Source organism: Pseudomonas sp. 2848, assembly GCF_003253945.1.
Taxonomy (GTDB): domain Bacteria; phylum Pseudomonadota; class Gammaproteobacteria; order Pseudomonadales; family Pseudomonadaceae; genus Aquipseudomonas.
In genome coordinates this window covers 313214-338667 of the sequence record NZ_QKZD01000007.1, presented here as the reverse complement: position 1 = coordinate 338667, position 25454 = coordinate 313214, and the positions used below count along the sequence as shown (strand labels likewise).

Here is a 25454-nt window from a genome sequence, read left to right as displayed (position 1 = left end):
CTCCTTAAAAACCCAGGCTGGACAACAGATCGTCGACATCGTCCTGGCTGGACACGACGTCTTCACGCTTATCGGCATGAATCTGCGGACCTTCACCCCGAGTCGGATGTTTTTCTTGATCTTTTTCAGCACGCAGCTGCTGGTGGTCATGTTCGATACCGGCAAAGCGGTCGACCTGGCTTGCCATCAGCACGAGCTTGAGCAGATTGCTTTCGACTTCGGTGACCAGCGTGGTCACCCGTTTGATCACCTGGCCGGTGAGATCCTGATAATCCTGGGCCAGGACGATATCGTTGATATGGCCCGCGACCTTCTGATTACCTTCGGCGCTGTGCGTCAGGAAACTATCCACACGCTTGACCAGCTCACGGAATTCCGGCGCCGCCACCTCGCGGCGCATGAAGCGCTGCCAGTCGGCGGACAGACTCTGGGCCTCGGTGGCGAGGTCATTGAGCACCGGGGTGCACGCCTCCGCCAGGTCCATGGTGCGGTTGGCCGCACCTTCGGTGAGGCGGACCACGTAGGAGAGGCGCTCGGCGGCATCGGTAATCTGCGACACTTCCTCGGCCTGCGGCATGGCCGGGTCGATCTGGAAGTTGACGATTGCACTGTGCAGTTCGCGGGTGAGCTTGCCGACTTCCTGGTACAGCCCGCGGTCGCGGGTCTGGTTCAGTTGGTGGATCAGCTGCACCGCCTCACCGAACCGGCCGCGCTCGAGGCTCTCGACCAGCTCCTGGGCATGCTTCTTCAGGGTTGATTCGAACTCACCCAAAGAGTTGTTGGTTGACTCCATTGCGCCCCCCAGACGTGACTCAGCCGTTGACGCGTTCGAAGATCTTTTCGATCTTTTCTTTCAGCGCCAGGGCAGTGAAAGGCTTGACCACATAGCCGTTCACGCCGGCCTGGGCAGCTTCGATGATCTGCTCGCGCTTGGCTTCCGCAGTGACCATCAACACTGGCAGGTGCTTGAGGCGCTCGTCGGCGCGAACGGCGCGCAACAGATCGATACCGGTCATGCCCGGCATGTTCCAGTCGGTCACCAGAAAGTCAAAATGCTCGCTGGTGAGCATCGGCAGTGCCGTGTTGCCGTCATCAGCTTCCTTGACGTTGGTGAAGCCCAGGTCACGCAACAGGTTCTTGATGATCCGCCGCATCGTCGAAAAGTCGTCAACGATGAGGATTTTCATGTCTTTGTTCAATTAGACCTCCAAGCAGTCTTTAACGCGCTCGGCGCCGAGCGCGCGCTCAATCAATTCGGCACTACAAAAAAACGACTGCACTGAACCCGGGTTCAACGTGCCCGCCACTCCCCAAGGCGGCTGCGCAAACGCGCGGCGCACTGGCTGTGCAACTGGCTGACACGCGATTCGCTGACCCCCAGCACCTCACCGATTTCCTTGAGGTTCAGCTCTTCGTCGTAGTACAGCGCCAGGACCAGGCGTTCGCGCTCCGGCAGGTTGGCGATCGCATCGGCCAGCGCAGCCTGGAAGCGCTCGTCTTCCAGATCACGCGCCGGCTCCAGCTGGCCGCTGGCTCCGTCCTCGTGCAGCCCTTCATGTTCGCCGTCCTGCAGCAGGTCGTCGAAACTGAACAGGCGGCTGCCCAAGGTGTCATTCAAAATCCCGTAGTAATCATCGAGACTCAATTGGAGTTCGGCAGCAACCTCGTGATCTTTAGCGTCGCGGCCAGTCTTTGCTTCGACACAGCGGATCGCGTCACTGACCATGCGCGTATTGCGGTGTACCGAACGTGGCGCCCAATCGCCCTTGCGCACCTCGTCGAGCATGGCACCGCGAATACGGATACCGGCGTAGGTTTCGAAACTGGCACCCTTGCTGGCATCGTATTTGTTGGCCACTTCCAGCAAGCCGATCATCCCGGCCTGGATCAGATCCTCGACCTGGACGTTGGCTGGCAGGCGCGCCAGCAGGTGGTAGGCGATACGCTTGACCAACGGCGCATAGCGTTCGATCAGCTCGTACTGCGCATCCTTGGCGGCCTTGCTGTACATCTTGAAACCGCTCGCGTTCATAGCACCGGCCCTGCACTGGTGGGCTGCACCAGGCGCTCGACAAAGAATTCCAGGTGCCCGCGCGGGTTGGCAGGCAGCGGCCAGCTGTCGACCTTCTGCGCGATGGCCTTGAACGCCAGCGCACACTTGGACCGAGGGAAGGCCTCATAGACAGCCCGCTGCTTCTGCACGGCCTTGCGCACGCATTCGTCGTAAGGCACGGCACCGACGTATTGTAGGGCGACGTCGAGGAAGCGGTCCGTGACCTTGGTCAACTTGGCGAAAAGGTTGCGGCCTTCCTGCGGGCTCTGGGCCATGTTGGCCAGCACACGGAACCGATTCATCCCGTAATCGCGGTTGAGCAGCTTGATCAGCGCGTAGGCGTCGGTGATCGAGGTCGGCTCGTCGCACACCACCAGCAACACTTCCTGGGCGGCACGGACGAAGCTGACCACCGAGTCACCGATACCCGCAGCCGTGTCGATCACCAGCACATCAAGGTTGTCGCCGATGTCGCTGAAGGCCTGGATCAGGCCGGCGTGTTGCGCGGGCGCCAGGTGCACCATGCTCTGCGTGCCGGAGGCCGCCGGGACGATGCGCACACCGCCCGGGCCTTGCAACAGCACATCCCGCAGCTCGCAACGGCCTTCGATCACGTCGGCGAGGGTGCGCTTGGGCGTGAGCCCCAGCAGAACGTCGACATTGGCCAGGCCCAGGTCGGCGTCCAGCAACATCACCCGGCGGCCGAGCTCGGCCAGCGCCAGGGACAGGTTCACTGAAACGTTAGTCTTGCCGACGCCACCTTTGCCACCGGTCACGGCGATCACCTGTACGGGATGCATGCTACCCATGTCTGTTCTTTACCTTGTCTCGCTTGGACCCAGGCCACATGAGGGGCTGAACATTCAAGGCCACGGTCCGGCCGGGCAACCCCATGATGTAGGTACTTTGCACAGTATTCACCCTCAACCCACGCGCTTGCCAGGGCTGTGGTACAGATCAGCGAACATGTCGGCCATGGCCTCGTCGCTGGGCTCTTCTTGCAATTGCACACTGACGGCGCGGCTTACCAACTGGTGCTTGCGCGGTAGCTGCAGGTCGTCGGGAATGCGCGGCCCATCGGTCAGATAGGCCACCGGCAATTCATGACTGATGGCCAGGCTCAGCACTTCGCCGAGGCAGGCCGTTTCGTCGAGCTTGGTCAGGATGCACCCGGCCAGACCGCAGCGCTTGTAGCTGTGGTAGGCAGCGGTGAGCACCTGCTTCTGGCTGGTGGTCGCCAGCACCAGGTAATTCTTCGCGGCGATGCCGCGCCCGGCCAGGGTCTCGAGCTGCATGCGCAGCGCCGGGTCGCTGGCCTGCAGGCCGGCGGTGTCGATCAGCACCACACGTTTGCGCAGCAGCGGCTCCAGGGCCTGGGCCAGTGACTCGCCCGGGTCGACGTAGGTGACCGGCACATTGAGGATGCGGCCCAGCGTCTTGAGCTGTTCCTGGGCGCCAATGCGGAAGCTGTCCATGCTCACCAGCGCCAGGTTGTTCGCGCCGTACTTGAGCACGTAGCGCGCGGCCAGCTTGGCCAGCGTGGTGGTCTTGCCCATGCCGGCCGGGCCGACCATGGCGATCACTCCGCCCTCCTCGATCGGTTCGATCTCGGGCACGTCGATCATCCGCGCCAGGTGCGCCAGGACCATGCGCCAGGCATGGCGTGGTTCTTCGATCCCGGCCGTGAGGTCGAGCAGTTCGCGGGCCAGGCCACCGGAAAGGCCGAGGCGCTGAAGCCGGCGCCAGAGGTTGGCCTGCTGCGGCTTGCTGCCTTGCAGCTGGCTCCAGGCGAGCGAACCGAGCTGGACTTCAAGCAGCTCGCGCAAGCCGGTCAGCTCGAAACGCATGGCATCGAACAGGCGCGGATCAACGGGTGCCGATGCTGGCGCGGCAACCGGCGCAGGCTGGTCGACATGGGGCTCGATCAGCGGCTCCGAGGCGGTCAGCGGCTGCCCGGCGAACAATTGCCGGTTGCCGCCTTCGACGGCATCGCCACGCCCGGTCAGTTCGGCCTGGGCGGTAACGATGCGCGACTGGGTCTTGCGCAGCTCGTCTTCGAGCTCTGCGTTGGGCACGCGCGGGGCCAGGGCGGACAGCTTGTAGTCCAGCGCAGCCGTCAGCTCGACACCGCCGGCGATGCGCCGGTTGCCGATGATGGCGGCATCGGAGCCGAGCTCATCCCGGACCAGCTTCATGGCCTGACGCATATCGGCGGCAAAAAAACGCTTAACTTGCATAACCCACTACCTCAGCCGTTGGGGCCCACGGTGGCAACGATGGTGACTTGCTTGTTGTCAGGTATTTCCTGATACGCCAAAACATGCAAATTCGGTACAGCCAGGCGGCCGAAGCGCGACAGCATGGCACGGATCGGGCCGGCTACCAGAAGGATGGCCGGCTGGCCCTGCATTTCCTGGCGCTGGGCTGCCTCGATCAACGAACGCTGAAGCTTTTCGGCCATGCTCGGCTCAAGAAGAACACCATCTTCCTGACCCTGCCCGGCCCTTTGCAGACTATTGAGCAAGATCTGTTCCAACCTTGGCTCCAAGGTGATCACAGGCAGCTCGGACTCAACGCCGACAATGCTTTGCACGATGGCGCGGGACAATCCGACGCGCACCAACGCCACCAGCGCGGCGGTATCTTGACTCTTCGCCGCGTTGTTGGCGATGGCTTCGGCAATGCTGCGGATGTCACGCACCGGCACCTGTTCGGCGAGCAATGCCTGCAGGACCTTGAGCAGGCCCGACAAGGAAATGACACCCGGCACCACCTCTTCGGCCAGTTTCGGCGAGACCTTGGCCAGCACCTGCAGCAGTTGCACCACCTCCTCGTGCCCGATCAGCTCGTGACAGTGCTTCTGCAGTATCTGGTTGAGGTGGGTGGCGACCACGGTGCTGGCGTCCACCACCGTGTAGCCCAGCGATTGCGCCTGGGCGCGCTGACCGACATCGATCCACACTGCTTCCAGGCCAAACGCCGGGTCTCGCGAGGCGATACCGTTGAGTGCACCGAACACCTGGCCCGGGTTGATCGCGAGCTCCCGGTCGGGGTAGATCTCGGCCTCGGCCAGGATCACCCCCATCAGCGTCAGGCGATAGGCGCTGGGCTGCAGGTCAAGGTTGTCGCGGATGTGCACAGTGGGCATGAGGAAACCCAGATCCTGCGAGAGCTTCTTGCGCACGCCCTTGATTCGCGCCAGCAACTGGCCGCCCTGGTTGCGGTCGACCAGCGGAATCAGGCGGTAACCGACTTCCAGGCCGATCATGTCAATGGGAGTGACGTCGTCCCAGCCCAACTCCTTGGTTTCCGTGGCACGCTGCGGCGAAGGCAGCAGGTCCTGCTGGCGCTGGGCTTCCTGCTGGGCCACAACCTTGGCCTTTTGCTGTTTTTTCCAGAGCAGGTAGGCGCCACCACAGGCCACCCCACCCAGGCCCAGGAAGGCCATGTGCGGCATGCCCGGCACCAACCCCATGACAATCATCAACCCGCCAGACACCGCCAGCGCCTTGGGTGAATCGAACATCTGACGGTTGATCAGCTTGCCCATGTCCTCGGAGCCCGAGGCGCGGGTGACCATGATCGCGGCGGCGGTGGACAGCAGCAACGAGGGCAGTTGCGCCACCAAACCGTCACCGATGGTCAGCAAGGCATAGACCTTGCCGGCGTCGCCGAAGCTCATGCCGTGCTGGAGCATGCCGATGAGCATGCCGCCGATGAGGTTGATGAACAGGATCAGCAGGCCGGCGATGGCGTCACCGCGGACGAACTTGCTGGCACCGTCCATGGAGCCGTAGAACTCAGCCTCCTGCGCGACCTCGGCACGGCGCGACTTGGCCTGGACCTGGTCGATCAGGCCGGCGTTGAGGTCGGCGTCGATGGCCATCTGCTTGCCTGGCATGGCGTCGAGGGTGAAACGCGCGCTCACTTCGGAGATGCGCCCGGCACCCTTGGTGACCACCACGAAGTTGATGATCATGAGGATGGCGAACACCACCGCACCGACGACGTAGTTGCCGCCGATCACCACTTCACCGAAGGCCTGGATCACCTTGCCCGCGGCACCATGGCCTTCCTGGCCGTGGAGCATGACCACGCGGGTGGAGGCGACGTTGAGCGCCAGACGCAGCAGGGTCGCCACCAGCAGGATCGTCGGGAACGCGGCGAAATCCAGCGGCCGCAGGGCGTAGACGCAGACTAGCAGGACCACGATCGACAGGGCGATGTTGAAGGTGAAGAACACATCGAGCAGGAACGGCGGTATCGGCAACATCATCATTGCCAACATCACCAGCAGCAGCAGAGGCACGCCCAGGTTGCCCCGACCGAGGCCGGCCAGGTTGTTACGGGCGCTGCTGATTAACTGAGTGCGATCCACCGCGATTCCTCTTCAAGCAAAACTTTGACGCCTGTGTGGCGGCTGGCGCTGCCTCTGCAAGAAGCCTTCCAACTTTTCTGAGGGGTGGGGATTTTGAGGGGTTCTCGGGTTCGGGTTCGGGCTTAACAGTGTGTGTTTTGATTCTTGTATGCGCATTCATTCGCCATGTCGACGCATAGTCACCTTTTCGCCTTTACGGCGACCTCCTTTTCTCTTGGGAAAAGGAGGCAAAACCGTTCGGCTCCGTTCATACGGCCCCTACGCTTCGCTCCGGGGTCCCCTCACTCCGGGCTTGCTCCGGGAGGACGCGCCGACGGGCCATCCATGGCCTGATCGGCGCTTGACGGGCATCCATGCCCGTCACCTCCCTGCGCAAGCCCTCCGTTCGGCCTCCTGAAGTCGCAATTTGTGTCGCCTGAACTATCGCGCGCTTAGAAGCAAGATCAAGAGCAGATCAAGAGCAGATATGTTGGTTTTGTTAGTGGCTGTTATGTTGTTCTTCATTACGCTATCGCGGGGCAAGCCCGCTCCCACGTTGAATCACGTAGTCAAACTATGGTGGGAGCGGGCTTGCCCCGCGATGTTGATCTAGAGTTCCCACGATGGCAACTAGCGACTAGCTGCGTTAGTGCAGGCGCCGCCCGTAACTTCGCGACTTCAGGAGGCCGAGCGAAGGTCTTGCGGAGGGAGGTGACGGGCATGGATGCCCGTCAAGCGCTGCGCCCCAGGATGGGGCGTTCAGCGCGGTCCTCCCGGGAGCAAGGCCGGAGTGAGGGAACCCGGAGCGAAGCGGAGGGCCGGATGAATGGAGCGAGCATTTTTTGGTTCCTTTTTGATGCTTCAAAAAGGGACCCGCCGTAAGGGCGGAAAGGTGATTATGCGTCGACATCGCCAATGAATGCGCATAAACCCGACAAGACAATAACCAACACAAACAACAAACAACAAACAACAAACAACAAGCTCAGCTATCCCGCCGCAGATCCTCAGGAATAGGCAAATCCTTCTTCAACGGCTCCGGCGCCTTCCCCCTGCCCGCCCGATACTGCCGAATCTGGAACACATAGGCCAACACCTGCGCCACCGCCAGGTAAAGCCCCGCCGGAATCTCCTGCTCGATCTCGGTAGAGTAGTAGATAGCCCGCGCCAGGGCCGGCGATTCAAGGATCTGCACCTTGTGCTCAACCCCGATCTCTCGAATCTTCAAGGCCAGGAAGTCTGTCCCCTTGGCCAGCAGCAACGGCGCCGAGCCCCCCTTCTCGGGATCGTACTGCAACGCCACCGCGTAATGGGTCGGGTTGGTGATGATCACATCGGCATCCGGCACCGCCGCCATCATCCGCCGCTGCGACATCTCCCGCTGCAACTGGCGAATCCGCTGCTTGACCTCAGGCTTGCCTTCACTGTCCTTGTACTCGTCCTTGACCTCCTGCTTGGTCATTTTCATCTTCTTGTTCGTCTGGAACAGCTGGTACGGCACATCGAGCCCGGCAATCAGCAACAACCCCGCTGCCATCCACAAGGCGCTCCAGCCCACCACCTGAACCGCATGGATGATCGCCTGTTCCAGCGGCTCGTTGGCGATGGCCAGCAGTGCCTCGCGGTCACTGGCCAGTACCAGCAACGCCACCATCAGGATCATGACGAACTTGGCCACCGCCTTGAGCAGTTCGGTCAGCGCGTTCATCGAGAACATGCGCTTGATCCCCGACAACGGATTCATCCGACTGAACTTCGGCTGCAGCAGGCTCCCGGAGAACAGGAAGCCGCCCAGGGCGATCGGCGCAACGAAGGAAATCACGAACAGCAGGATCAGGATCGGCTGCACCGACCAGATCGCCATCTTGCCCGAGGCCAGCAGGAACGTACCCATGCTGCGCTCGTCGACGATCACCTCGCGCGTCAGGCTAAAGTTCATGCGCATCAGGGTCATCAGCGTTTCCGCCAGATAACCGCCGAACGCCAGCAAGCCACCCGCGCCCGCCAGGGTCACCGCGACGGTGTTCAGTTCCTTGGAGCGGGCAACCTCACCCTTCTCCCGTGAGTCGCGCTTGCGCTTATCGGTGGGTTCCTCTGTCTTGTCCTGACCGCTTTCGCTCTCTGCCATGCTCAGCGCGCCCGTGCCAGCTCACGCAGCCACTGCAGCGCTTCGCTGGCCAGTGCCTGGTAGTGCGGAAGGATGTCGGCCAGGCCGACCCAGAAAATCCCCATGCCCAACACCAGGGTCAGCGGGAAACCGATGGAGAAGATGTTCAGCTGCGGCGCGGCGCGGGTCATCACGCCGAAGGCGATGTTGACCACCAACAAGGCGGCGATCGCCGGCAGGATCAACAACAGCGCCGCGCCCAGCACCCAGCTCAGGCGCCCGGCCATCTCCCAGAAATGATTGACCACCAGGGCGTTGCCCACCGGCAACGTGGTGAAACTCTCGGTCAGCACCTCGAACACCACGAGGTGGCCGTTCATCAACAGGAACAGCACGCTCACCAGCATGGTCAGGAACTGGCTGATCACCGCCACGTTGACCCCGTTGGCCGGGTCGACCATGGAGGCGAAGGCCATACCCATCTGCACGGCGACGATCTGCCCGGCGATGACGAAGGCCTGGAACAACAGCTGCAGGGAAAACCCGAACAGCGCCCCGACGATGATCTGCTCGGCACACAGCAACATGCCCCGCAAACTCAAAGGGTCGATCTCGGGAAGCGGCGGCAGACCCGGCACGATGACCACGGTAATGGCCACGGCGGCGTACAGGCGCACCCGCGCCGGCAGCATCTTGGTGCCGAAGATCGGCATGGTCATCAGCACCGCCGCCACCCGGAACAGCGGCAGGATGAAGGTGGCGACCCAGGTGCCAATCTGCGTGTCGGTCAGCTCGAGCATGGCAGTCTCAACCGATCAACTGCGGAATGCTGGTGTACAGGCCGATGAAGTACTCCATGAACTTCTGCACCAGCCAGGGCCCGGCGACGATCAAGGTGATCAGCATGACCAGCAGGCGCGGCAGGAAGCTCAGCGTCTGTTCGTTGATCTGCGTGGCCGCCTGGAACATCGCCACCACCAGGCCGATCAGCAGGCTCGGCACCACCAGCACGGCAACCATCAGGGTGGTCAGCCACAAGGCGTCACGGAACAGGTCGACTGCGACTTCAGGTGTCATGCAAGGCTCTCCTTGGCGGCGTCAGACACCGCCGAAACTGCCGGCCAGGGTACCCATGATCAGCGCCCAGCCATCGACCAGCACGAACAACATGATCTTGAACGGCAGCGAGATGATCAACGGCGACAGCATCATCATACCCATGGCCATCAGCACGCTGGCGACCACCATGTCGATGATCAGGAACGGAATGAAGATCATGAAACCGATCTGGAACGCGGTCTTGAGCTCGGACGTGACGAACGCCGGCACCAGGATCGTCAGCGGCACCTGGTCAGGCCCGGCGATGTCGGTGCGCTTGGACAAACGCATGAACAGGTCGAGGTCGCTCTGCCGGGTCTGCGCCAGCATGAAGTCCTTCAAGGGCCCCTGGGCCTTGTCGATGGCCTGCTGGGCGGTCATCTGCTCAGCCAGGTACGGCTGCAGCGCATCTTTGTTCACGCGCTCGAACACCGGCGCCATGATGAACATGGTCAAGAACAGCGCCATGCCGGTGAGCACCTGGTTCGAGGGTGTCTGCTGCAGCCCCAGGGCCTGGCGCAGGATGGAGAAGACGATGATGATACGGGTGAAGCTGGTCATCAGGATGACGAACGCCGGAATGAAGCTCAGCGCCGTCATGATCAGCAGGATCTGCAGGCTGACCGAATACTCCTGCTGCCCGTCCGCCCCACTGGACAGGGTGATGGCCGGGATCGACAGCGGGTCGGCGGCCAGGGCCAGCGGCGCGGCCAGCAGCAGCGCCAAGGTCAACAGAAAGCGCACTGCGCCGCTCATCACGTCTTGTCCTTATGATCCTTGCCCATCAGCTCGAGCAGCCGCTGGGCGAATTCCGGTGCGGCCTGGCGCGCCGTGGCGGGTACGGCCACGGGTTCGGCCAGCACATGCAGCGCTTCGATGCTGCCGGGAGTATGGCCGATGAGGATCTGCTCCTTGCCGACCTGCACCAGCAACAGCCGGTCACGCGGGCCGATGGCCCGGCTGCCGACGATTTCGATGACCTGGGCACCGCGCTGGGCGTTACCCTGCATGCGCCGCAGCAACCATGCCAGGAAGAAGATCAAGCCCACCACCAGCAGCAGGCCGAACACCATCTGTGCCAGCTGCGCCCCCAACCCGCCCGGCAGCGGCGAGCCTGCTGCCGGCGCGGCGGCGGGCTCGGCGGCGGCGATCACCACCTCGCTGGCCAGCAAGGCACCGAGGGCCGTGACGCCCCGCATCATGCGCTTCACTCAGCGCAGCTTCTTGATACGTTCGCTGGGGCTGATCACGTCGGTCAGGCGGATGCCGAACTTCTCGTTGACCACGACCACCTCGCCATGGGCGATCAGGGTACCGTTGACCAGCACGTCCAGCGGCTCGCCGGCCAGGCGATCCAGTTCGATTACCGAGCCCTGATTGAGCTGCAACAGGTTGCGGATGCTGATCTCGGTACTGCCCACTTCCATGGAGATGCTCACCGGAATGTCCAGGATCACGTCCAGGTTCGGACCTTCGAGGCTTACGTGCTCGTTGGGCTTGGGCGAACTGGCGAACTCTTCCATCGGCAGGCGGCCGGCACCAGAACCCGCGGCATCGGCGGCCAGCAGCGCATCGATGTCGGACTGGCCGGCATCGCCGGTTTCCTCCAGGGCGGCAGCCCACTCATCGGCCAGGGCCTGGTCCTCTGGAGAATTGATCTCGTTTTCGTTAGCCATGATTTCCTCGACAGGCATTCAATACGTTGGAGCGACCGGCACGCCTTTAGCGGCGCTCGATCGGGTCGATGATCTGCAGCGACAGGGTGCCTTTGTGCGACCCCAGCCGCGCCTTGAACGACGGCACGCCGTTGGCGCGCAGCACCAGATGTTCCGGTAGTTCCACCGGGATCACGTCACCGGGCTGCATGTGCAGGATGTCGCGCAGCTTCAGCTGGCGACGGGCAACCGTGGCCGAAACCGGGACATTGACGTCCAGCACATCCTCGCGCAGGGCCTTGACCCAACGCTCGTCCTGGTCGTCCAGGTCGGATTGGAAGCCCGCGTCGAGCATTTCGCGCACCGGCTCGATCATCGAGTACGGCATGGTCACGTGCAGGTCGCCGCCGCCGCCATCGAGCTCGATGTGGAAGGTCGAGACCACCACTGCCTCGCTGGGGCCGACGATGTTGGCCATGGCCGGGTTGACCTCGGAGTTGATGTACTCGAAGTTGACCGGCATGATCGCCTGCCAGGCCTCCTTGAGGTCGACGAAGCACTGATCCAGGACCATGCGTACCACGCGCAGCTCGGTCGGGGTGAACTCTCGCCCCTCGATCTTTGCGTGGCGGCCGTCGCCACCGAAGAAGTTGTCCACCAGCTTGAACACCAGCTTGGCGTCGAGGATGAACAGCGCGGTACCGCGCAACGGCTTGATCTTGACCAGGTTCAGGCTGGTCGGCACGTACAGCGAGTGCACGTACTCGCCGAATTTCATCACCTGCACGCCGCCCACCGCCACATCGGCGGAGCGCCGTAGCAGGTTGAACATGCTGATGCGGGTGTAGCGGGCGAAACGCTCGTTGATCATTTCCAGGGTCGGCATGCGCCCCCGGACGATACGGTCCTGACTGGTCAGGTCGTAGCTCTTGATGCTGCCGGGTTCGCCGGTGCTCTCGGTTTGTACCAGCCCATCGTCCACCCCATGCAGCAGGGCGTCGATCTCATCCTGGGACAGCAGGTCCTGCACGGCCATCTATGGGCTCCTACTGCAATACGAAATTGGTGAACAGCAGCTGGTCGACGACCGGCCTGCCGACTTCCTTCTGCGCCACTTCCTGGACCACCGCAGTGGCCTTCTGGCGCAGCATTTCCTGGCCGACCGGGCTCGCGGCGAGGGTGTCGAAACCCTGCCCGGAGAACATCATCACCAGGTTGTTGCGAATCACCGGCATGTGTACTTTCAGCGCTTCCAGGTCCGCCTGGCTGCGGCCCTGCATGGTGATGCTCACCTGCATGTAGCGCTGCCGGCCATTCTGGTTGAAGTTGACCACGAAGGCCGGAGCCAGGGGTTCGTAGATCGCCGCCGGCTTGACGTTGCTCTGTGCCGCCTCGGGTGCCGGTTGCGACCCGCTCTTGTGCATGAAGAACCAGGTAGCACCTACCGACAGGCCAACCGCCAGGAGCAGGGCCAGCACCAGCAGCAGGATCAACTTGAGTTTGCCTTTAGCGGCGGGGTCTTTCACTGCGTCACTCTTCGCCATGCCAATAATCCGTCGTCCATCGGGGTTTCAAAGAAGGATGACGTGGCTTGAGCAAGTGTTATGCCAGATTTGCCAGAGTGACAATGTAGCGGCCTCGGGGCGGGACGCGCCTGCTGTCGCAGGCACGTCGGCTAGGCCGGCAATTGTCAGGCGTAGTAGTCGACCATGCTGTCGCCGACCACCGCCTGATGCTCGACGGGACGCCCGGCGTCAACTTCACCACCCTCGCCGGCAGCCTCGGCACGGCGCGCCGCAACCCCGGACAGGCTCGACCCACCCTGCTGCGCCTGCTGTTGCTGCTGACCACGGGACTGGTCAGCGACGCTGACGTCCGGCTGCGCCAGGCCCTGCTGGGCGAACAACTCGCGCAAGCGATGCAGCTGGCTGTCGAGCGCATCACGCACGCCGGCATGACCGCTGACGAAATGAATCTGTGCAGGCTGGTCCGCCGCAACATTGACGCGAATATCCAGACGGCCAAGCTCTGCGGGCTCAAGCTGGATATCCGCCGACTTGAGGTTCTGGCTCGACAGGTACATGACCCGGTTCACCAGCCCCTCGGTCCAGGCACCCTGGTTCATGGCCAGGGGTTGCTGCAGCGGGCTTGGAGTCACCGGCACGGCATTGGCAGTCTTGGGCGTCGCCGCCTGGGTGAGGCTGGCCAGGCGATCGGCGAAGTCATCCACGCGCGTATCGCTGCTGGCCCCCTTGATATCCTTGAGGCCATCGTCGATCAGCCCGGCGAAGGCCTTGTCGCCGCGCTCGGCATGCCCGGCCTCCGATTCGGCCTTCTGCACCACATTCGCCAAGGTATTGACGGCCGTGGCAGCCGGGTCGGCAGGTGCCTGGCTGCTGTCGGAACGGGCGGCCGCATGGGCGGACGTGGTGCCCTTGGCCTGGGCATCCTGCTCCAACGCCAGGCGCAAGGTCGGCATGTTGGCCAGAGGATCGGCCTCGGGATCGAACGCGGCATCCTTGGCGGCCTCATCGACCGCCGCCGGCGGCAACACAGGCTGCGGAACCTGCGCTGCCGCCTGCAACACCGGGGCAACCGCTTCGGCCTGGGCCTGGATCAACTGCGCTCCCGGCTGGGCATCGGTGACCTGCCCTGCTACCAGGCTGGCATCGATAGGCGTGGTATTGCCGCTGTCGGCAGATTCGTCCGCTTCCTCGGCCGGCTTGGGGGCCGTGGCCACTGGCAAGTTCTTGCCGTCATCGGCAACCGTCGGCTTGCTGCTTTCCTCCGGCTTGCCATCGGTGGCCGGGCCGGCCTCCTCCTTGGGCTTGACCTGGTCGGCGCCCCTGGCAACCTTGTCGTCGCGCGCTGGAACGCTGTCGCGCCCCTGCCGGGCCATGACCTGGTCGAAGCCTGCGCCCTGGCTGGCCGGGCCCTGCAGCGATTTGTCCGGCACACTGGCAGCCGGGCGCGACGTCTTGTTGACGAGGCTGGCTTGCAGCAAGGGATTGGATGCGACAGGCATTGAAAGGTCTCCGCGGCAGAACTGGTAAAGTGCGTCTGTGCGAAGAAAAGCAAAACTCGCGCCAGCTTTTACTCCGTGTCTACTCTTTGCCACTCGTCACGGTAAAAGCGCCGGACTTCGATGTACTCCAGATCGATGCGGTTGATCAGATCCTCGATACCGTACAAAGGCTGCTGGCGCACCCGCTCTTCCAGCTCCCGGCACAGCTCGGCCAGGCCAACGGCCCCCATGTTGCTGCTGCTCCCTTTGAAGCTGTGTGCGGCCAGGCCAAGCTCATCGGCATCCTTGGCCTCATGGAGCTGGCTCAGGCGTCGCTCGGAGTCTTCCAGGAAGGTTTCCAGCAACTGCAGGTAGCCATCTTCCATGACCTCCCGCAAGTCACTCAACACCTTCTGATCGATATGCATGTCCACCACTTGCTCACTCCCTGATCAAGCCTGATTAAGCCCGAGCCGTGGCCTCCCGACGCCGCCGGCTCACCATTGGAACTCCACACGCGCCAGACGACCACCTTCCAACCACTGGGCGTTGCCTGCCAGCCGCCGTACCAGGCTTACTCCACGCCCACTGAACCCCTGCGCCGCAGGCTCGCCAGCAAGCATGCCCGCCACATCGAAGCCCGCCCCACTGTCGCGAACCTCTATCGTCAGACGCCCACCCGCCCCCTGCGGTTCCACCCGCAGGGCAATGCCGACAACCCCTTGCACCTGCCGTGCCAGGCGCTCGGCGCGCTGGCGATAGTACTCGGAGAAGCCCTCGGCGTCGCATTTGAGCCCCGAGTCGAGGCCAAGCACGCCGTGCTCCAGCGCGTTGGAATACAGCTCGCTGAGCACGCTGTGCAGTCTGCCGCTGCTGGGGCGCAGCCCATGTATTTCCTGCAACAGCTGTACCAGGTAAGGGACCGGGTTGAAACGTCTCAGGCTCTCGCCACGCAGTTCGAACTGCATCGACCAGTCCAACGGGCTGGAACGACCGCTGTCGGAATACACCACGGCTTGGGCCATCCCGTGATCGGGCTCCAGCATGCGGATATCACACAGGCTGATGTCGTCACGGGACTGGCCACCGAAGCGCGCCAGCGCCTGCATGACCTCATCGAACAGCACAGCCGGGTCTCGATTGGCGGCCAATACCTGGCGCAAGCGTTGCACACCGAACAGGCAATCCTGCGCATCTCCGGTATCGACCACGCCATCGGACAGCAAGAACAAGCGCTCCCCCGCCGCGAGCGGGATCACCTCGGTGGTATCGTCGAACTGCTCGGGAGGCAAGATCCCCAGTGGCAGGTGGCGGGAAGGCAGCACTTCGAGCACCTCGCCTGCCGCGGACAATCGGTAGCCATCCGGCATGCCGCCGTTCCACACCTCCACCGTCGCCTGCTGGAAGCTCAGCTTGAGCAGCAGCGCACAGCAGAACATGTCCACGGGCAAGATACGCTTTAGCTTGGCATTCATCTCCCGCAGTGTTTCGACCAGGCCATAACCCTTGGCGGTCATGCCATAGAACACCTCCGCCAACGGCATCGCGCCGACCGCCGCCGGCAGGCCGTGGCCGGTGAAGTCACCCAGCAACACATGCATGTCGCCCGAAGGCGTGAACGCCGCCAGCAACAGGTCGCCATTGAACAGCGCGTACGGCGATTGCAGGTAACGTATGTTCGGCGCATTCAGGCAGCCGGCATGGGCAACCTTGTCGAACACCGCCTTGGCCACCCGCTGCTCGTTGAGCAGGTGATGATGATGCCGGGTGATCTGGTCACGCTGCTCGAGCACCGTCGCCTGCAACCGGCGCAAACGGTCCATGGCGCGGATCTTCGCCGCCAGGATGACGGCGCTGTAAGGCTTGGCCATGAAGTCGTCGCCGCCGGCCTCGAGGCAGCGCACCAAGCCCTCTTCCTCGTTGAGCGAGGTCAGGAAGATGATCGGCACCAGCGCCTCGCCGGCCAACGCCTTGATCCGTCGCGCCGCCTCGAAACCATCCATCACCGGCATCAGGGCATCGAGCAGCACCAGTTGCGGCCGCCGTTCGGCGAACATTGCCACGGCCTGCTCACCGTTTTCGGCGGTGAGCACCTCATGCCCCTGGCGCCGGACGATCTGCGCCAGCAACAGGCGATCCGCAGCGCCGTCTTCGGCCACCAGCACGGTCAACGCCTGCTCGGCGGACATGACGGCACTCAACTGATGTCGAACAGTTTTTCGAAATTGGAGATGGCGAGGATCTTGCGCACATCCGGGCTCGCATGAACCACGCGGATATCCGACTCCTCACCGCCGACATGGTCGCGCAGCAACAGCAACATGCCCAGCGCCGAGCTGTCGAGATAAGTGGCCTCCTTCAGGTCGACCACCACGGAGTCCGGGCGCGGACGCTGCCGCTCGTAGGCATCCCGGAATTCCTGATGCTTGCCGAAATCGAAACGACCCTTGACCTTGATCGTCAGCTTTTTCCCGTCCTGTGAAAAATCAGTTTCGACTGCCATGCGAGCGATTCCTTCGATGATGGCGAATGCGACTTCTGAAGGTTTAGCAGGCGCTGGCGACAGGCGCCAGTCAGGTCGATCAGGGGTGGCTCTGGCGCGGCAGACGCTGGGACAGCTCGTCGAGCAGCTTCTGCTCGCGCTTGTCCTCGGCCCGGCGCGCTTCGTCCAGATAGCGCTGCACCAGCTTGCGCAAGCCTTCCACCCGGGCATAGGCCTGCTGCCAGGTGTTGCGGGCGTTGTTCAGGTTGTTCTGATGCCAGGCCATGCTCTGGCGCTGTTGGGTCATCGCCGTTTCCAGCTGGCCGAGGAAGCGCTGGTAGTTGACCAGCCAGTTGCCGTCGACGCCCTGGCTGCCGCGATTGATCCACTGCTGCTGATAGGCCTCGCGAAAGCTCTCGAGCTCGGCCTGCTTGGCCTGGGCATCGCTGAGCAACTTCTGGAAATGCCCCAGGCGCTGGGCGGCCTTGCGTTCGGCCTCCTCGGCCATCTCGACCACCGGCACCAGGCGTGCGGCTCGGCTGGGCTGGGCCATGGTCTATCAGCCCGCTGGCGGCGCGAATACCGCCGCCAGTTCTTCGCGGCTCTGCGCCATGCCGACGTTCTCGTCCAGGCGCTGGCGCAGGAAGTCCACCAGCTTGGGCTGCAGGGCAATGGCCAGGTCGGTTTCCGGATCGCCACCAGCCACGTAGGCGCCGACGCTGATCAGGTCACGGCTCTGCGACAGGCGCGACCACAGCTGCTTGAACTTCTGCGCCTGGCGCAAATGGTCGGGGTCGACCACCTGCGGCATGACCCGGCTGATCGAGGCCTCGATATCGATGGCCGGGTAGTGCCCCTCCTCGGCCAGGCGCCGGGACAGCACGAAGTGGCCATCGAGCACGCCGCGCGCCGAGTCGGCGATCGGGTCCTGCTGGTCGTCACCTTCGGACAGCACCGTGTAGAACGCAGTGATCGAGCCGCCACCCGGCTCACCGTTGCCGGCACGCTCCACCAGCTTGGGCAGCTTGGCGAACACCGAGGGTGGATAGCCACGGGTGGCGGGCGGCTCGCCGATGGCCAGGGCGATCTCGCGCTGGGCCTGGGCGAAACGGGTCAGCGAATCCATCAGCAGAAGGACATTCTTGCCCTTGTCGCGGAAATACTCGGCAATACGCGTGCAGTACATCGCCGCACGCAGACGCATCAAGGGCGCGTCGTCCGCCGGAGAGGCCACCACCACCGAGCGCTTGAGCCCCTCCTCGCCGAGGATGTGCTCAATGAACTCCTTCACTTCCCGGCCCCGTTCGCCGATCAGGCCGACCACGATGATCTCGGCCTCGGTGAAACGGGTCATCATGCCCAGCAGCACCGATTTACCGACACCGGTACCGGCGAACAGGCCCAGGCGCTGGCCACGACCTACCGTGAGCAAGCCGTTGATGCTGCGGATACCGACATCCAGCGGCTGGCTGATCGGGTCACGGTTGAGCGGGTTGATGATCGGGCCGTCCATCGGCACCCAGTCCTCGGCCTTCATCCCGCCCTTGCCGTCCAGCGCACGACCGGCGCCGTCAAGCACCCGGCCGAGCATGCTCATGCCCATGGGCAGGCGACCGCTGTCGTCCAGCGGTACCACGCGAGCACCGGGCGCCAGGCCGACGATACTGCCCACCGGCATCAGGAACACCTTGCTGCCGGCAAAGCCCATGACTTCGGCCTCCACCTGCACCGGGTGGTAGCTGTCGTCGTTGATCACCAGGCAGCGGCTGCCCACCGCCGCGCGCAGCCCCTCGGCTTCAAGGGTGAGGCCGACCATGCGCAGCAGGCGCCCCTCGACTATCGGCTGGTCGGGCAGCTTCACCGCATCGGCGTAGCCCTCCAGGCGCTTGCCGAAACTGGTGCGGTCAAGGCGCATCGGGTTCACCTGCCGGGACGTCCAGCTCAACGGAAATATCCGCCGCCGCCGGGTGCAGGGCCTGGTCGTGGGACTGGTCGAACAGTTGCGCCACGGCCTTTTCGATACGTGTTTCCATGGTGGCATCGATACGGCTATGGGCGGTTTCGATACGGCAACCACCCGGCAACAGCGACTCGTCCTCGAGCAGCTTCCAGCTTTCCTCGTGGCGCTCGCGCAAGGCCTTGGCCAGCTCGAAATCCTGGGGGTTGAGGTGGATGCGAATGTTGTCGGCGCCCATCGGCAGCAGCTTCAGCGCTTCGCGCAGCACGTGGGTGATCTGGCTCGAATCGCTGCGCAATTCGCGACCAATGACCTGACGGGTCATGTTGGCGACCAGTTGCACCAAGGCCTTTTCGATCTGGGTATCCTGCTCGGCGATCGGCTCGAGCAGATGCCCCATGATCTGCTCGAGGCTGGCCAGCTTGGCTGCCAGGGCCACTTCGGCCTCCTGGCGCACTTTCAGCTGGGTGCTGTGGAAACCTTCGCGTTCGCCGGTGGCGAAGCCCTCGTTGTAGGCCTCCTGGCGAATGGCCTCGAGCTCCTCGAGGGTCAGCGGCTGGACTTCCTCCAGCGGCACTTCCTCGACTTCTTCCTCGATGACTTCCGGCTCAGGTTCCGGCTCGGGTTCCGGCTCCGGGTCGAAGCTGGGCAGCGCCCAGACGTCGACGCCCTCGAGGTCGCGGGCACGGATCAGGTCGCTGGGGTGTTCGGTGGTGGACATGCTCAAAAACCTCTTTAGCGGCAAGCATCAAGCTTCGAGCAGCAAGAAAAGGCAGCCCTCGCTCGGTCCGCCGTTTCTTGTCGCTTGCCGCTTGAGACTTGCCGCTTAAATCATTTCCTCGGCGCCCTTGCCGCCAAGCACGATCTCGCCGGCCTCGGCCATGCGGCGGGCGATGGTGAGGATTTCCTTCTGCGCCGTTTCCACGTCGCTGACCCGTACCGGCCCCTTGGCCTCCAGGTCGTCGCGCAGCAGCTCGGACGCACGCTTGGACATGTTCTTGAAGATCTTGTCCTTGACCCGCTCGTCGGCGCCCTTGAGCGACACCACCAGCACGTCGGACGACACTTCGCGCAACAGCGCCTGGATACCACGGTCGTCGACGTCGGCCAGGTTGTTGAAGACGAACATCAAGTCTTCGATCTGCTCCGACAGGTCGCTGTCGATCTCGCGGATCGAGTCCATCAGCGCACCTTCCACAGAGCTGTCGAGGAAGTTCATGATATCGGCGGCGCGCTTGATGCCACCCAGGGTGGTACGCGCGGCATTGGAGTTGCCGGAGAACTGCTTCTCGAGGATCTGGTTGAGTTCCTTGAGCGCCGCCGGCTGCACGGTGTTGAGCGACGACACGCGCAGGACGATGTCCAGGCGCACCTTGTGATCGAAGTTGCTCAGCACCTCGCCGGCCTGGTCGGGGTCGAGGTAGGCGACCACGATGGCCTGGATCTGCGGGTGCTCGTAGCGGATGACATCGGCCACGGCGCGCGGCTCCATCCACTTGAGGCTGTCCAGGCCGCTGGTGTTGCCACCGAGCAGGATGCGGTCGATCAGGCCGTTGGCCTTGTCCTCGCCGAGGGCCTGGTTGAGCATCTTGCGGATGTAGCCGTCGGAGCCGACACCCAGGCTGGTCTGGTCGCCGACGATCTCGACGAACTCGCTCATCACCTGCTCGACCTGCTCGCGATGGACGTTGCCCATCTGCGCCATGGCCACACCGACCCGCTGCACTTCCTTGGGCCCCATGTGGCGCAGGACTTGCGCGGCATCGGTCTCGCCGAGCGAGAGCAGGAGGATGGCCGCCTTGTCGACGCGGCTCAGCTTGGCGGTAATGGCTCGATTGTCACTCATCGGCGTTGATCCACTCTTTCACGACCTGGGCCACACGGCCCGGGTCTTCGGCCACCAGGCCCTTGATTGCGTTGAGCTGTGCCTCGTAACCCTCGCTCGGGCTCGGCAACAGAATGCTTGTCGGGCCACCCAGGCTGACGCGGTCGTTGGCCAGTTCGCCATCCAGACCGATCATGCCGCCCAGCTCCATGTCGCTGTCCGTGGCCGCCTGCTTGCCGCCACCTGTAATGTTGTTGAGCACCGGACGCAGCACGCCGAACACCAGCACCAGGATGAACAGCACACCCAGCACTTGCTTGACGATGTCCCAGAACCACGGCTGCGAGTAGAACGGAATGTCGACCAGTTCATCGCCACGGTCGGCGGCGAACGGCACGTTGATCACGGTGACGCTGTCGCCACGGCTGGCATCGAAGCCCACCGCGTCCTGCACCAGGCGAGTGAAGCGCGCCAGGTCCTCGGCGCCCCACGGGGTACGAGTGGCTTCGCCGGTGGCGGCGTCCAGCTTGACCTGGTCATCCACCACCACGGCCACCGACAAGCGGGTCAGGCGACCTTGCTGCTGGCGGGTGTGGCTGATGGAGCGGTCCAGCTCGAAGTTCTTGGTGCTTTGCTGGCGCTTGTCGCTCGGGTACGGCGCCAGCATCGGCTGGCCGGTGGCCGGGTCCATCACCTGTTGGCCGTTGGCATCCAGCAGCGGCTGGCCCGGCTGGATCGCGCCGGCCGGCGTCGCGGCGGCGGTGGCGTTCTCAGGCGCGGACGCGCCGGACGGCGGCTGGTTGCTCAGCGCCCCCGGGACACCCTGCGGGCCCTGGCTGCTGGCACGTTGCTCGTTGACCGACTGCTCGCTGCGCAGCGCAGGCTGGTCGGGGTTGAACTGCTCGGAGGTGGACTCGACGGCGCTGAAGTCGACATCGGTCGACACTTCGGCCTTGTAGCGGTCGTTGCCCAGCACCGGTTGCAGGATGTTGTGCACACGCTGGGTGAGCATGCCTTCCATCCGGCGACTGTAGTCAAACTGCTTGCCAGCCATGGTCAGGGCGGTGTCCTGCAACTGGTCGGAGAGCAGGTTGCCCTTCTGGTCGACCACGGTCACCTGGGACTTGTCCAGCTCCGGAACACTGGTGGCCACAAGGTTGACGATGGCCATGACCTGGCCAGCCTCGAGGTTGCGCCCCGGGTACAGCTCGACCAGTACCGAAGCACTGGGCTTGCGTTCATCACGCACGAACACCGAACTTTTCGGAATCGCCAGGTGCACACGGGCAGCCTTGACGTTGTTCAGGCTCGACACGGTGCGCGCCAGCTCGCCCTCCAGGCCGCGACGGTAGCGGGTGGCTTCCATGAACTGGCTGGTACCTAGGCCCTGATCCTTGTCGAGCAGCTCGAAGCCGACATTGCCATCGCTTGGCGCCACGCCGGCGGCGGCCAGCTTGAGGCGCGCACGGGAGAGGTCGTCGGCCTTGACCAGCAACGCGCCGGAGTTCGGCTCCACCTTGTAGGGAATGTCGGCCGCGGCCAGCGCGTCCACTACCTGCTTGGTGTCCATGCCCGCCAGGCTGCCGTACAGCGGCCGATAGTCCGGCTGCTGCGACCAGAGCACCACGGCAAAGCCGATGGCCACGCTGGCGGCCAGGCCGACCAGCAGGCCGACCTGACGCAGCATGGGCATCTGCGAGATGTTTTCCAGGAACGCCATGCCGAACAGCGGCGGCTTGGCGACTGGCGGGCCACTCTTGGCGGGGGCGTTATCGACGACTGCTTCGGCCATGACTCACTCTCGCCCTTATACCGGCATCTGCATGATGTCCTGGTACGCCTGTACCAGCTTGTTGCGTACCTGGGTCATGGCCTGGAACGATACCGAGGCCTTTTGCGAGGCAATCATCACGTCAGTCAGGTCGACACCGCTCTTGCCGATCTCGAAGGCGTTGGCCAGCTGGGAGGACGCCTGCTGCGTCTCATGCACCTTGCCAATGGCCTGGCCGAGCATGTCGGCGAAGCTGCTCTGGCCAGGCGCCAGCTCAGGCGCGGCGGCAACCTTGGGCTGGGACATGGCTTCGGCCTGCATGGCGCGCATGTCCAACATCAGACGATTGAATTCAACACCTTGGGTCATGGACTTCTCTCTCCGGCTGCCGCACTTTTTTTGACACTCGTGCAGCGAATGGGTTGGAGCTAGCAAGAGGAGTGCCAGCCAACCCGAAAATCATTCAAAACGACGTATCAACCGAACAGGCTGGCCTCGACATCCAAGCCCGCGTCACGCATCTGCGCCAGCTTGTAGCGCAAGGTGCGCGGGCTGATGCCCAGTCGCTCGGCGGCCTCCTTGCGGCGGCCGCGCTCAGCCCGCAAGGTATCGATGATCATCTGATACTCGTGGCGGCGCATGTCATCACCCAGGCCGCCGACTTCGACACTGGAATCGGAAGATAATGGCTCAATAGTGGCTACTCTTGACGCCGACAACGGAATGGCGCCAGCCAGACAAAAATCCGCCGCCTCGATCACTCCGCCCTGCTGGAGAATCAGCGCCCGCTGCATGGCGTTGTCCAGCTCACGCACATTGCCCGGCCAGGCGTAGGCCCGCAGACAGGCTTGCGCCTCGGCGGACAACCGCACCTGGGCATGCCGCATCTTCGCCACATGGCGCGCCAGCAGGCGCTCGGCCAGCGGCAGGATATCGGCGGGGCGCTCGCGCAGGGCCTGCCAGGCCATAGGAAACACCGAAAGGCGGTAATACAGATCCTCGCGGAAGCGCCCGGCCGCCACCTCGCCTACCAGGTCACGGTTGGTCGTGGCGAGAATGCGGATATCCAGGGCGATGGGCTTGCGCCCACCGACGCGCTCGACCTCGCGCTCCTGCAGCACACGCAGCAGCTTGGCCTGCAGCCCCAGGGGCATTTCAGAGATCTCGTCAAGCAGCAGGGTGCCACCGTCGGCCTGTTCGAACTTGCCGGCCTGGGCGGCAATCGCCCCGGTGAAGGCGCCTTTCTCGTGACCGAACAGGGTCGCCTCGAGCATGTTGTCCGGAATCGCCGCGCAATTGATCGCCACGAACGGCCCATCGGCCCGCTGCGACTGCTGGTGGATGTAACGCGCCAGCACCTCCTTGCCCGTCCCCGACTCGCCGGAGATCAGCACCGTGGAATCACTTCGCGCAACCCTGGCCGCCAGCTCGAGCAATTGCCGGCTGGCCGGCTCGCAAGCCACCGGCCCCTCATCATCGGCAGATGCGCTACTCCCGGCGGCATGCCGCGCCACCAGGCTGAGCAGGGCCTTGGGCTCGAAGGGCTTGACCAGGTAATCGACCGCCCCTTGGCGCATGGCCTCCACGGCCCGCTCCACCGCCGCGTGGGCAGTCATCAGCAACACCGGAAGCTGCGGATGATGGCGGCGCAACTGCGCCAGCAACTGATGACCATCCATGCCCGGCATGTTCACGTCACTGATCACCAGGCTGAACGGCTCCTCGGCCACCGCCAGCAACGCATCCTCCGCACTGCCGACGGAGCGCTGGCAGAACCCGCCAAGCTCCAGGGTATCGACCAGTGCCTGGCGCAGGACCCGGTCATCCTCCACCAGCAGAACCTTGACGCTCATTGACTCGCCTCCAAACGCCCATCGATCAAGGGCAACACGACACTGACACAGGTGCCACGGCCAAGCTTCGAACGCAGGCTCAGGGTGCCGCGGTGCGCTCGCACCACAGCCTGCACTACCGCCACGCCGAGGCCGGTGCCGGTGGCCTTGGTGGTCAGGAAGGGCTCTCCCAGCCGCGCCAGCAACGCGGCGTCGATGCCGCTGCCGGCGTCGCTGACACATACACGCAGGCTGTCCTCGCGACGCGACAGGTGAACCTTGAGCTTCGCCGGCCCGCTGCTGGCCTGCAGGGCATTCTCTATCAGGTTGAGCAGTGCGCCGACCAAGGTGTCGCGATTGCACAGCAACTCACCGAGGTGACTGTCACACTGCCAGCGCACCGCATGCCCCTGGACATGGGCATGGGCCGCCTGCTGCAAGGCCTGGAACAGCGCCTTCGGGCTGATCCGGTCATTGAGTGGCAGCTCGCCACGGGCAAACACCAGCATGTCGCGCACCTGATGCTCGAGCTCGTGCAGGCGCTCCTTGAGATTGCCGGCGAAGCGCTGGCGAGTCTCGTCTGCCAACACCTGCTCCGGGTCGGCCAGATGGCTGGCGTACAGCATCGCCGCCGAGAGCGGCGTACGGATCTGATGGGCCAGGGATGCGACCATGCGCCCCAGCGACGATAGGCGCTCGTGCCGCGCCAGCTGGTCCTGCATGCGACGGGTTTCGGTCAGGTCATTGAGTAACACCAACTGCCCTGGCTCGGCGTCCAGCGAGCGCGTGGCGATGGACAGGCGCCGCCCGTCGCGCAGCGAGACTTCATGGCCGTCGTCCTCGCGCGGAGCGAAACTGCGGGCGATCACCTGGCGCCAGAGCACGCCCACCAACGGCTCGCCGAGCAGTTCGCAGGCTGCCGGATTGGCCTCGCGCACGAAGCCCTCGGCGTCGATCACGATCACTCCGCCCGGCAGCAGGTCCAACAGGTTCTGCAGCCGATTGGCCAGGCGCTCCTTTTCATCAAGCTCAGCCATACGCTGCGCACTGACCACCGCCAGCTCGCCCTTGAGCTCGCTGACGCGGGCCTCGAGCATGTTGTAGGACTGGCTCAGCTGGCTGGAGACCTGATCGAACAGGGCGAATGCCTGCTCAAGACCCTGCCGGCTTTCCTGCTCGAGCGGGGTGTGCCCGCGCGGATCGTGGGCTGGGGAACGGTGGGCGGCCTGGGGCATCGTGCTCTCTCGCATGGCTGACCGTCATAAAAACGGTATGTTGCCAGCGGTGTAGCAATAGCCGTGCCGAAGATGGGG

Annotated in this window: 26 protein-coding genes; all 26 read right to left on the bottom strand. The window is 63.8% G+C overall.

The window, feature by feature from the left end:
* Positions 1-4: 4 nt before the first annotated feature.
* Positions 5-793 (bottom strand): protein phosphatase CheZ, encoded by a 789-nt coding sequence (locus DFS21_RS16400; protein WP_046854691.1) that lies wholly within the window; start codon positions 791-793, stop codon positions 5-7.
* Between the two features lie 19 nt (positions 794-812).
* Positions 813-1187 carry a chemotaxis response regulator CheY gene (locus DFS21_RS16395; protein ID WP_023630863.1) on the bottom strand — a complete coding sequence of 125 codons (375 nt, stop codon included), beginning with the start codon at positions 1185-1187 and terminating at the stop codon, positions 813-815.
* Positions 1188-1291: 104 nt separating this feature from the next.
* A complete protein-coding gene (gene fliA / locus DFS21_RS16390; RefSeq protein WP_038706555.1) occupies positions 1292-2032 on the bottom strand; it encodes an RNA polymerase sigma factor FliA in 741 nt (246 codons plus the stop codon).
* The gene (gene fleN / locus DFS21_RS16385) at positions 2029-2862 is read right to left on the bottom strand and encodes a flagellar synthesis regulator FleN (protein WP_023630864.1); all 834 of its coding nucleotides are present in this window, start codon (positions 2860-2862) and stop codon (positions 2029-2031) included. Before fleN ends, fliA begins: the two co-directional genes overlap by 4 nt.
* 114 nt (positions 2863-2976) lie before the next feature.
* Entirely contained in the window at positions 2977-4290 is a 1314-nt protein-coding gene (gene flhF / locus DFS21_RS16380; protein ID WP_111532659.1) for a flagellar biosynthesis protein FlhF, read from the bottom strand.
* A gap of 11 nt (positions 4291-4301) precedes the next feature.
* Positions 4302-6431, bottom strand: coding sequence for a flagellar biosynthesis protein FlhA (gene flhA, locus DFS21_RS16375; protein ID WP_110704101.1), 2130 nt, complete (start codon positions 6429-6431; stop codon positions 4302-4304).
* Positions 6432-7395: 964 nt separating this feature from the next.
* Positions 7396-8538, bottom strand: a complete 1143-nt coding sequence (gene flhB, locus DFS21_RS16370) for a flagellar biosynthesis protein FlhB (protein ID WP_110702468.1) — start codon at positions 8536-8538, stop codon at positions 7396-7398.
* A gap of 2 nt (positions 8539-8540) precedes the next feature.
* On the bottom strand, positions 8541-9317 hold the full coding sequence (gene fliR / locus DFS21_RS16365) for a flagellar biosynthetic protein FliR (protein WP_110702466.1): 777 nt from the start codon (positions 9315-9317) through the stop codon (positions 8541-8543).
* A gap of 7 nt (positions 9318-9324) precedes the next feature.
* Positions 9325-9594 carry a flagellar biosynthesis protein FliQ gene (fliQ, locus tag DFS21_RS16360; protein ID WP_023630488.1) on the bottom strand — a complete coding sequence of 90 codons (270 nt, stop codon included), beginning with the start codon at positions 9592-9594 and terminating at the stop codon, positions 9325-9327.
* 21 nt (positions 9595-9615) lie between these two features.
* The gene (fliP, locus tag DFS21_RS16355; RefSeq protein WP_038706557.1) at positions 9616-10371 is read right to left on the bottom strand and encodes a flagellar type III secretion system pore protein FliP; all 756 of its coding nucleotides are present in this window, start codon (positions 10369-10371) and stop codon (positions 9616-9618) included.
* On the bottom strand, positions 10371-10814 hold the full coding sequence (fliO, locus tag DFS21_RS16350; RefSeq protein ID WP_110702482.1) for a flagellar biosynthetic protein FliO: 444 nt from the start codon (positions 10812-10814) through the stop codon (positions 10371-10373). Before fliO ends, fliP begins: the two co-directional genes overlap by 1 nt.
* A 12-nt stretch (positions 10815-10826) precedes the next feature.
* Complete coding sequence (gene fliN / locus DFS21_RS16345; protein WP_110702480.1) at positions 10827-11291, bottom strand: flagellar motor switch protein FliN; 465 nt, start codon at positions 11289-11291, stop codon at positions 10827-10829.
* 46 nt (positions 11292-11337) lie between these two features.
* On the bottom strand, positions 11338-12306 hold the full coding sequence (gene fliM / locus DFS21_RS16340) for a flagellar motor switch protein FliM (RefSeq protein ID WP_023630491.1): 969 nt from the start codon (positions 12304-12306) through the stop codon (positions 11338-11340).
* 10 nt (positions 12307-12316) lie between these two features.
* Positions 12317-12814, bottom strand: a complete 498-nt coding sequence (gene fliL / locus DFS21_RS16335) for a flagellar basal body-associated protein FliL (protein WP_110702464.1) — start codon at positions 12812-12814, stop codon at positions 12317-12319.
* Positions 12815-12960: 146 nt separating this feature from the next.
* Positions 12961-14295 carry a flagellar hook-length control protein FliK gene (locus tag DFS21_RS16330; protein WP_110702462.1) on the bottom strand — a complete coding sequence of 445 codons (1335 nt, stop codon included), beginning with the start codon at positions 14293-14295 and terminating at the stop codon, positions 12961-12963.
* Positions 14296-14363: 68 nt separating this feature from the next.
* Complete coding sequence (locus DFS21_RS16325; protein WP_110702478.1) at positions 14364-14702, bottom strand: Hpt domain-containing protein; 339 nt, start codon at positions 14700-14702, stop codon at positions 14364-14366.
* Between the two features lie 69 nt (positions 14703-14771).
* Entirely contained in the window at positions 14772-16463 is a 1692-nt protein-coding gene (locus tag DFS21_RS16320; RefSeq protein ID WP_110702460.1) for a fused response regulator/phosphatase, read from the bottom strand.
* 8 nt (positions 16464-16471) lie between these two features.
* Complete coding sequence (locus DFS21_RS16315) at positions 16472-16777, bottom strand: STAS domain-containing protein (RefSeq protein WP_104445088.1); 306 nt, start codon at positions 16775-16777, stop codon at positions 16472-16474.
* A gap of 79 nt (positions 16778-16856) precedes the next feature.
* The gene (gene fliJ / locus DFS21_RS16310) at positions 16857-17309 is read right to left on the bottom strand and encodes a flagellar export protein FliJ (RefSeq protein WP_110605508.1); all 453 of its coding nucleotides are present in this window, start codon (positions 17307-17309) and stop codon (positions 16857-16859) included.
* A 6-nt stretch (positions 17310-17315) separates the two neighbouring features.
* A complete protein-coding gene (fliI, locus tag DFS21_RS16305) occupies positions 17316-18671 on the bottom strand; it encodes a flagellar protein export ATPase FliI (RefSeq protein ID WP_038706560.1) in 1356 nt (451 codons plus the stop codon).
* The gene (fliH, locus tag DFS21_RS16300; protein WP_110702458.1) at positions 18661-19434 is read right to left on the bottom strand and encodes a flagellar assembly protein FliH; all 774 of its coding nucleotides are present in this window, start codon (positions 19432-19434) and stop codon (positions 18661-18663) included. Before fliH ends, fliI begins: the two co-directional genes overlap by 11 nt.
* A 105-nt stretch (positions 19435-19539) precedes the next feature.
* Complete coding sequence (gene fliG / locus DFS21_RS16295; RefSeq protein WP_023631000.1) at positions 19540-20559, bottom strand: flagellar motor switch protein FliG; 1020 nt, start codon at positions 20557-20559, stop codon at positions 19540-19542.
* Complete coding sequence (gene fliF / locus DFS21_RS16290) at positions 20552-22330, bottom strand: flagellar basal-body MS-ring/collar protein FliF (protein WP_110702456.1); 1779 nt, start codon at positions 22328-22330, stop codon at positions 20552-20554. The genes fliG and fliF overlap by 8 nt, the downstream gene beginning before the upstream one ends.
* Positions 22331-22345: 15 nt before the next feature.
* Positions 22346-22678, bottom strand: coding sequence for a flagellar hook-basal body complex protein FliE (gene fliE / locus DFS21_RS16285; RefSeq protein ID WP_023630998.1), 333 nt, complete (start codon positions 22676-22678; stop codon positions 22346-22348).
* A 107-nt stretch (positions 22679-22785) separates the two neighbouring features.
* Positions 22786-24162, bottom strand: a complete 1377-nt coding sequence (locus tag DFS21_RS16280) for a sigma-54 dependent transcriptional regulator (protein ID WP_110702454.1) — start codon at positions 24160-24162, stop codon at positions 22786-22788.
* Positions 24159-25376 carry a PAS domain-containing sensor histidine kinase gene (locus DFS21_RS16275; protein ID WP_110702452.1) on the bottom strand — a complete coding sequence of 406 codons (1218 nt, stop codon included), beginning with the start codon at positions 25374-25376 and terminating at the stop codon, positions 24159-24161. Before DFS21_RS16275 ends, DFS21_RS16280 begins: the two co-directional genes overlap by 4 nt.
* Positions 25377-25454: the final 78 nt, after the last annotated feature.

Bases quoted from the DNA above. Each gene is read 5' to 3' on its own strand.
- DFS21_RS16400 (WP_046854691.1), bottom strand. From the start codon at position 793: ATGGAGTCAACCAACAACTCTTTGGGTGAGTTCGAATCAACCCTGAAG.
- DFS21_RS16395 (WP_023630863.1), bottom strand. From the start codon at position 1,187: ATGAAAATCCTCATCGTTGACGACTTTTCGACGATGCGGCGGATCATC.
- fliA (WP_038706555.1), bottom strand. From the start codon at position 2,032: ATGAACGCGAGCGGTTTCAAGATGTACAGCAAGGCCGCCAAGGATGCG.
- fleN (WP_023630864.1), bottom strand. From the start codon at position 2,862: ATGGGTAGCATGCATCCCGTACAGGTGATCGCCGTGACCGGTGGCAAA.
- flhF (WP_111532659.1), bottom strand. From the start codon at position 4,290: ATGCAAGTTAAGCGTTTTTTTGCCGCCGATATGCGTCAGGCCATGAAG.
- flhB (WP_110702468.1), bottom strand. From the start codon at position 8,538: ATGGCAGAGAGCGAAAGCGGTCAGGACAAGACAGAGGAACCCACCGAT.
- fliR (WP_110702466.1), bottom strand. From the start codon at position 9,317: ATGCTCGAGCTGACCGACACGCAGATTGGCACCTGGGTCGCCACCTTC.
- fliQ (WP_023630488.1), bottom strand. From the start codon at position 9,594: ATGACACCTGAAGTCGCAGTCGACCTGTTCCGTGACGCCTTGTGGCTG.
- fliP (WP_038706557.1), bottom strand. From the start codon at position 10,371: ATGAGCGGCGCAGTGCGCTTTCTGTTGACCTTGGCGCTGCTGCTGGCC.
- fliO (WP_110702482.1), bottom strand. From the start codon at position 10,814: ATGCGGGGCGTCACGGCCCTCGGTGCCTTGCTGGCCAGCGAGGTGGTG.
- fliN (WP_110702480.1), bottom strand. From the start codon at position 11,291: ATGGCTAACGAAAACGAGATCAATTCTCCAGAGGACCAGGCCCTGGCC.
- fliM (WP_023630491.1), bottom strand. From the start codon at position 12,306: ATGGCCGTGCAGGACCTGCTGTCCCAGGATGAGATCGACGCCCTGCTG.
- fliL (WP_110702464.1), bottom strand. From the start codon at position 12,814: ATGGCGAAGAGTGACGCAGTGAAAGACCCCGCCGCTAAAGGCAAACTC.
- DFS21_RS16330 (WP_110702462.1), bottom strand. From the start codon at position 14,295: ATGCCTGTCGCATCCAATCCCTTGCTGCAAGCCAGCCTCGTCAACAAG.
- DFS21_RS16325 (WP_110702478.1), bottom strand. From the start codon at position 14,702: ATGCATATCGATCAGAAGGTGTTGAGTGACTTGCGGGAGGTCATGGAA.
- DFS21_RS16320 (WP_110702460.1), bottom strand. From the start codon at position 16,463: ATGTCCGCCGAGCAGGCGTTGACCGTGCTGGTGGCCGAAGACGGCGCT.
- DFS21_RS16315 (WP_104445088.1), bottom strand. From the start codon at position 16,777: ATGGCAGTCGAAACTGATTTTTCACAGGACGGGAAAAAGCTGACGATC.
- fliJ (WP_110605508.1), bottom strand. From the start codon at position 17,309: ATGGCCCAGCCCAGCCGAGCCGCACGCCTGGTGCCGGTGGTCGAGATG.
- fliI (WP_038706560.1), bottom strand. From the start codon at position 18,671: ATGCGCCTTGACCGCACCAGTTTCGGCAAGCGCCTGGAGGGCTACGCC.
- fliH (WP_110702458.1), bottom strand. From the start codon at position 19,434: ATGTCCACCACCGAACACCCCAGCGACCTGATCCGTGCCCGCGACCTC.
- fliG (WP_023631000.1), bottom strand. From the start codon at position 20,559: ATGAGTGACAATCGAGCCATTACCGCCAAGCTGAGCCGCGTCGACAAG.
- fliF (WP_110702456.1), bottom strand. From the start codon at position 22,330: ATGGCCGAAGCAGTCGTCGATAACGCCCCCGCCAAGAGTGGCCCGCCA.
- fliE (WP_023630998.1), bottom strand. From the start codon at position 22,678: ATGACCCAAGGTGTTGAATTCAATCGTCTGATGTTGGACATGCGCGCC.
- DFS21_RS16280 (WP_110702454.1), bottom strand. From the start codon at position 24,162: ATGAGCGTCAAGGTTCTGCTGGTGGAGGATGACCGGGTCCTGCGCCAG.
- DFS21_RS16275 (WP_110702452.1), bottom strand. From the start codon at position 25,376: ATGCCCCAGGCCGCCCACCGTTCCCCAGCCCACGATCCGCGCGGGCAC.